4 protein-coding genes are annotated in these 5,937 nt (G+C 74.0%); 3 read left to right on the forward strand and 1 reads right to left on the reverse strand.

The features are described from left to right. Positions 1–116: 116 nt before the first annotated feature. Both ACFWM7_RS32710 and ACFWM7_RS32715 read left to right on the forward strand, forming a co-directional pair. Complete coding sequence (locus tag ACFWM7_RS32710; protein WP_383267706.1) at positions 117–881, forward strand: decarboxylase; 765 nt, start codon at positions 117–119, stop codon at positions 879–881. 119 nt (positions 882–1,000) lie between these two features. Further along, positions 1,001–2,158, forward strand: coding sequence for an LLM class flavin-dependent oxidoreductase (locus tag ACFWM7_RS32715; RefSeq protein ID WP_383267709.1), 1,158 nt, complete (start codon positions 1,001–1,003; stop codon positions 2,156–2,158). A gap of 121 nt (positions 2,159–2,279) precedes the next feature. On the opposite strand, the gene ACFWM7_RS32720 is transcribed toward ACFWM7_RS32715, so the two are convergent. Next, positions 2,280–4,193, reverse strand: a complete 1,914-nt coding sequence (locus tag ACFWM7_RS32720) for a putative bifunctional diguanylate cyclase/phosphodiesterase (protein ID WP_383267712.1) — start codon at positions 4,191–4,193, stop codon at positions 2,280–2,282. Between the two features lie 386 nt (positions 4,194–4,579). On the opposite strand from ACFWM7_RS32720, the gene ACFWM7_RS32725 reads away from it, so the two are divergent. Next, a complete protein-coding gene (locus ACFWM7_RS32725) occupies positions 4,580–5,827 on the forward strand; it encodes a M6 family metalloprotease domain-containing protein (protein WP_383267715.1) in 1,248 nt (415 codons plus the stop codon). Positions 5,828–5,937 lie beyond the last annotated feature (110 nt).

A 5,937-nucleotide genomic window follows, 5' to 3' on the forward strand; every position in this document is an offset into this window, starting at 1 on the left:
AGGGCGGCCGGAGCGTCGGGTGGGCGGCGGCGGCCCCGTGAGGGGCCGCCCGCCGCGATCCCGCGAAGGGGATCGCCCGCCGCGCGGCGAGCCGTCGACGCACAGGAAGGGTGGACATGACGACCGTAGGACTTCTCTACCCGGGCCACGCCGCCGAGGACGACTTCCCACGGACCGAGATCCTGCTCGACACCGACATCCGGCTGCCCCTGTTCTCCACCGGGACCGGCGAGGACGCCTACCGCGCCGACGCGCTGCGCGAGCAGGGTGCGCCGGACCGGATCGCCGAGGGCGTCGAGGAGCTGCGCCTCGCCGGGGCCGAGGCGCTGATCTGGGCCTCCAGCGGCGGCAGCTTCGGGCAGGGCTGGGAAGGCGCCCACGAGCAGGTCGCCACGCTCGCCCGGACGGCGGGCCTGCCCGCCTCCAGCACCTCCATCGGCTTCGGCCACGCGGTGCGGGAGCTGGGGGCCGGCCGGGTCGCGGTCGCCGCGCCCTACCCCGAGGACGTCACCGGGCTCTTCGCGGAGTTCCTGGCGTCGGCGGGCATCGAGGTGGTGGCCGCCGCGTCCGGCGGGGCCGGCTCGTCGGCCGAGGCCGGGTCCTGGGCCCCGGACGAGGTGAAGCGGCTGGCGCGGGAGGCGGACCACCCGGACGCCGAGGTGGTCCTGATCCCGGACACCTCCCTGCACACCACCGCGTACGTCCCCGAGCTGGAGGAGCTGCTCGGCAAACCCGTCCTCACGGCGAACCAGGTCACGGTCTGGGAGGGGCTGCGCCTGGCCGACCGCCGGACCTGGGCGCCCACGCTCGGCACCCTGTTCGCCACCCGCGAGCCGGTGCTGCGGACGCTGGAGCCGAAGGGCATCGAGGTACGGGAGTAGCGCGGCGCGTACGCCTGATCCCGCCGGGCCCCGGGCCCCGGGAATAAAACGGAGTCGCCCTCCTGTTGTTGCCCTGCGATACGCAGACGTACGACAGCAGCACCGGGAGAGGCCGACACGTGGACGAGATCCGAGGCGACGAGACCCGCGGCGACGCGAAGGGCGGAGACGCGAAGGGCGGAGCGACCGACGGGGACGGGATCCGGGGCGCCGCAGCCGGAACGGCCGCCGTTCCGCTGTCCGTGCTCGATCTGGTCACCGTGGGGCACGGCCGCACCGCGAGCCAGGCCCTGCGCACCGGCGTGGAGATCGCGAAGCTCGCCGAGAGCCGCGGCTTCCACCGGTACTGGGTCGCCGAGCACCACTCCATGCCCGGAGTCGCCTCGTCCTCACCGGCCGTGATCCTGGCGCACATCGCCGCCCACACCGAGCGCATCCGGCTCGGCTCGGGCGGGGTGATGCTGCCCAACCACGCGCCGCTGGTGATCGCCGAGCAGTTCGGCACGCTGGAGGCGATGGCCCCGGGCCGGGTCGACCTCGGCCTCGGCCGCGCCCCCGGTACGGACGGGGCGACGGCGGCGGCCCTGCGGCGCAGCGACCGGCTCAACGAAGGGGCCGATGACTTTCCGCAGCAGCTCATGGAGCTGATCCGCTTCCTGGACGACGACTTCCCGGACGGGCACCCGTACGCCCGGATCCACGCCGTACCGGGCCCGGTGCAGGCGAACGCCCCCGGTGGGGTGCAGTCGGCGCACCGGCCGCCCGTCTGGCTGCTGGGATCCTCCGGCTTCAGCGCGCGGCTGGCGGGAACGCTCGGGCTGCCGTTCGCCTTCGCACACCACTTCTCGGCGCAGAACACGATCCCGGCGCTCGACCTGTACCGCGAGTCCTTCCGGCCCTCCGCCGTGCTGGATGCCCCGTACGCCCTGATCGGGGTCTCGGCGCTGGCCGCCGACGACGAGCGCGAGGCCCGCCGCCAGGTGCTGACCGGGGCCCTGTCGATGGTCCGGCTGCGCACCGGCCGCCCGGGGCTGATCCCGAGCCCGGAGGAGGCGGCGGCGTACGACTTCTCCCCGATGGAGCGGGAGTTCGTCGACGGCTGGCTCTCCAACGTCATCCACGGCACCTCCGACGAGGTCCGCGGCGGCCTGGACGACCTGGCCAAGCGCACCGGTGCCGACGAGCTGATGATCACCGCCAACGCGCACGGCGGGGACGCGCGGCTGCGCAGCTATGAACTGATCGCTGACGCGTACGGCCTGCCTACGGCGGCCTGAGCGGCGGGGACGGTTCCGGCCGTTCAGGCCGCCGTCGGCACGGATCCCCGGGCCAGGCACGGGTTCCCGCGCCGGGCCCGGCTCCCGCCTCGGCCCCGGGGTTCCGGCCGTTCCGGAGACGTCAGCCCTCCAGCGGCCGGGATCCGATCAGCCCGGCGATCTGCTCCGGCGCCACCGCCCGCGAGTACAGCCACCCCTGCCCGGTGTCGCAGCCGATCCGCCGCAGCCGCTCCGCCTGCCCGGCCGTCTCCACGCACTCCGCGGTGACGGTCAGGCCCAGGCGGTGCGCCAGCTGCACCATGGCCTCCACGATCGTCTCGTCGGCGGGGCTGGGGTGCGTACCGTCCTCGTACCGGAAGCCCTTCACGAACGCCCCGTCCAGCTTCAGTACGGAGACGGGCAGCCGGCTGAGGTAGGCGAGGTTGCTGTACCCCGTCCCGAAGTCGTCGATGGCGATCCGTACGCCCATGTCGCTCAGCGCCTGGAGCGCCCGCAGCGGGCGGCCGCCCGAGCCCATCACCGCCGACTCGGTCAGCTCCAGCTGGAGCAGCCCGGGGGCGAGCCCGGTCTCGGCGAGGATCTCCGCCACGTCCGCCACCAGGTCGGAGTCCCAGACCTGCCGTACGGCGACGTTGACGCTGATGAACAGCGGCGGCTCGTCCGGGTGGTCCAGCTGCCAGCGCCGCGCCTGGCGGCACGCGGTGCGCAGGATCCACCGGCCGAGCTGCACGATCGAGCCGTCCTCCTCGGCGATCTGGACGAACCGATTCGGCGGCAGCACGCCGAACTGCGGGTGGTTCCAGCGCACCAGCGCCTCGACCCCGCGCAGCACCCCGTCCGCCATCCCGACCAGCGGCTGGTACTCCAGCGTGAACTCGCCGCGCTCCACGGCGGGCCGGAGCGTCGAGGAGAGGGACTGGCGGGTCATGCGGTGGGCGTTGCGCTCGGGGTCGAACAGGGTCCAGCGGGCCCGGCCGTCCGCCTTCGCCCAGTACAGCGTGGTGTCGGCTGCCTGCATCAGACCGGTCGGCGAGGTGCCGGCCGCGGTCCGCTCGACCACCCCGATCGACGCGGAGACCGAGAGCCGCTGCCCGGCCAGGTCGAACGGCTGCTGGAGCGCGGCGAGCACCGAGTGGGCCAGGTCGGTCAGCTCCCGGGTGCCGGCCGAGTCCTCCACCAGGATCGCGAACTCGTCGCCGCCCAGGCGCGCCACCAGCCGGGTGCCGCCGGGATTGCGGGAGGCGTCGTTCTCGGCGCAGTCGGTGAGCCGGGCGGCGACGGCGGCCAGCAGCCGGTCCCCGGTGCGGTGGCCCAGGGTGTCGTTGATCGCCTTGAAGCCGTCCAGGTCCAGGTAGCAGAGGCCGATCCGGGCGTGCTGCCGGGTCGGCAGGGAGTCGTCCTGGTAGGGCGGGGTCTCCAGGGCCGAGGCGAGGCGCTCGAAGAACAGCGTCCGGTTGGGCAGCCGGGTCACCGGGTCGTGCATCTGGAGGTGGCGCAGCTGCTCCTGGAGCTCGCGCCGGTCGCTGACGTCCGCGACCGTCAGCAGCACCCGGGCCGCCTCGGTCGCCGACGCGCCGGTCATCGGTACGACGGTGATCTCGGCCCAGAGGGAGCGCCCGTCGGAATGCTTGAGGCGGCGGGTGCAGCGGAACCGGGAGCGGCGGCCGAGGAGCACCTCGCGGTAGGCGTGCCAGGTGCGGTCGTCGGAGGCGAGGTCGAGCAGCTCGCACGCCTGCCGCCCGGCGAGGACCGCGGCCGGGGTTCCCAGCAGCCCGCCGAGCGCCTCGTTGGCCCGGACGACGTGGCCCCGGCCGTCGACGACGCCCATGGGGAGCGTGGCGGCGTTGAAGGCGGCCCGGTAGTCGCGCAGCTCGGCGGCGGTGGGACGGTCCTCGGTGGGGCCGTTCGCCGTGGGACTGCTCCCGGCGGTGCCGCCCTCGGCCGGGGCCGTCGTATGACGCTCCGTGACCGGCGCCCCGGGCGCGCCCGGGGCCGTGCCTGCCGAGGCGCTGGGCCCTTCGGAGGTTCCGCTCACCGCTCGCTCCCGCTGTGAAGGTCGTCGTGAACTGGTGGGGTCCAACTGGCCGCCGGGTGGTGGTCCCGTGAAGGGGCCCGTTCCACGCGGGAAAGCGTGGTGAAGCATAGAGGGTGCCGCGTGGGCCGTTCCAGCTCGCCGTCCGGTCCGGGCCACCGTGAGGGTCCGCGAGGCAGCGGGGGCAGGCGTTCCGCTTTGCCCGGTCCTGATCATTTCTGTGCGGATCTGTTGCATCGGGCCGCCGACCGGGCCGATGGTGACGTTCCGTGAAGGTGTGGGCGGCGATTTCGACCGCTGACCCGTGTGGGGCAGTACAACAGGGCGTGGCGTGGTGAAGCGGCACAGGGTGGACGGGATGGACCGTGTTTCCCCACCCGGAGGTCGATGTGCCGTGCCGTCGCGGACCCGGGGGAGCGGAACGGCCGACTCTGCCTCTGCGCAGTCTGGCCGCCGCCGCCACCTCCCTGCTGGCGCTCGCCGCCACGTCCCTCGTCGCGGGCCCCGCCGCAGCCGTCACGGGGGACGCCGCCCCCTGTGCGCTGCCTCGGACGGCGGCGCACCACTCGCTCGGCCTGAACACCTGGAACGCGGCCTACCCGCGCCCCGACCAGGGTCTCGACGCGGTCATGATCTTCCTGTCCTTCCCGGACTCCGAGCCCTCGCTCACCCCTGAGGAGCTCACCGCCGACCACTTCCCCGCCACCACCCGCTTCTTCGAGCGCGCCAGCTACGGCCGGTTCACCCTGCGCCCGCACCCGCAGCGGAGCTGGACGCAGATGCCGCGCGACTCCACCTGGTACGCCATAGAGCGGGACTGGAACGCCGAGCGGCGCACCGCCTACCTGCGTGACGCCGTCGCCGCCGCCGACCCGGAGGTGGACTTCTCCCGGTACGACGTCGTCTACCTGGTGGCCGACCCGGACGCCCCCGGCGTGGACTCCGACGCCACCAAGGTCGTCAACTTCGACCGGCCGCTGCGCGCCGACGACCATGACATCCGGCGCGTCGTCACGGTCTTCGAGCAGCACCCGCCCGACCGCAACGTCCTCGCCCACGAGACCGGACACGTCTTCGACCTCGCCGACCTCTACCACCGCCCCGTCGACGGCAAGGGCGACTGGGACACGTACGTCGGCGACTGGGACGTCATGGGCAGCCAGTTCGGCCTCGCCCCCGACCTGTTCGGCTGGCACAAGTGGAAGCTCGGCTGGCTCGGCGGCCGGCAGGTCGTCTGCGTCCAGGGCTCGGCCGACCTCACCCTGGAACCGGTCGCCGCCGCCCCGGTGCCCGGCGGCTCGATCGGAACCCGGCTCGCCGTGGTCCGCACCGGCGCCGACAGCGCCCTGGCCATCGAGGCCCGCGGCGCGACCGGCAACGACCGGTCCACCTGTGCCGAGGGCATCCTGATCTACCGCGTCCGCAGCGAGACGGCCTCCGGCGGAGGGCCCGTCGAGGTGGTCGACACCCATCCGGAGACCGGGGCCTGCTGGGACCGCTCGGTCTATCCACCGCTGGCCGACGCCCCGCTCGGGGTCGGCGAGACCTTCACCGTTCCGGGCGACGGCACCCGCGTCGAGGTCGCCGACCGTACCCCGTCCGGCTCCTGGACCGTCCGGATCACCACCGGCGTCTGAAGAAACCCTGCGGCGGCCCCGCACACGAAGAAGCCCCCCGCTTCCGCGGGGGGCTTCTTCCGTCTGTGCGCCGTCAGGGACTCGAACCCCGGACCCGCTGATTAAGAGTC

Origin of the sequence: Streptomyces sp. NPDC058375, from assembly GCF_042723425.1 — a bacterium.
GTDB lineage: Bacteria > Actinomycetota > Actinomycetes > Streptomycetales > Streptomycetaceae > Streptomyces > Streptomyces durocortorensis.

Coding starts and splice junctions, on each gene's coding strand:
- ACFWM7_RS32710 (WP_383267706.1), top strand. CDS start 117: ATGACGACCGTAGGACTTCTCTACCCGGGCCACGCCGCCGAGGACGAC.